The organism is Vibrio sp. 2132-1, assembly GCF_033344315.1.
The window spans coordinates 1-504 of sequence record NZ_JAWPON010000906.1 but is presented as its reverse complement, the minus strand read 5'-3'; the positions used below and the strand labels follow the sequence as shown (position 1 = coordinate 504).

At 47.8% G+C, this 504-nt stretch carries 1 protein-coding gene; it reads left to right on the top strand.

Features of this window, described 5'->3' with window-relative positions; genetic code table 11:
- Nucleotide 1: 1 nt before the first annotated feature.
- A partial coding sequence (locus tag R8N47_RS28655; RefSeq protein ID WP_318186541.1) for an ABC transporter substrate-binding protein occupies nt 2–504 on the top strand: 503 nt, incomplete at its 3' end.

Here is a 504-nt window from a genome sequence, read left to right as displayed (position 1 = left end):
AGTGGCGCTAATGGCTGCGGGCCTTAGTTTTAATGCGCTAGCAGCAGATATTAAAGTTGGCTACGCTGCTGACCCAGTATCGCTTGACCCGCATGAGCAATTGTCTGGCGGTACACTGCAAATGTCACACATGGTATTTGACCCTCTAGTTCGTTTCACTCAAACAATGGACTTCGAACCTCGTCTAGCAGAAAGCTGGGAACGTGTTAACGACACAACGGTACGCTTCAAACTGCGTGAAGGCGTGAAGTTCCACTCTGGTAACTCGCTAACAGCGGATGATGTGGTGTGGACATTTGAGCGTCTACAAAGCTCTCCAGACTTTAAAGCGATCTTCGACCCGTACGAGAAAATCGTAAAAGTGGATGACTACACGTTCGATTTGGTTACTAAAGGTCCATACCCACTTGTTCTGCAAACGGCGACGTACATCTTCCCTATGGACAGCAAGTTCTACTCAGGTAAGACAGAAGACGGCAAAGACAAGTCTGAACTAGTGAAGCA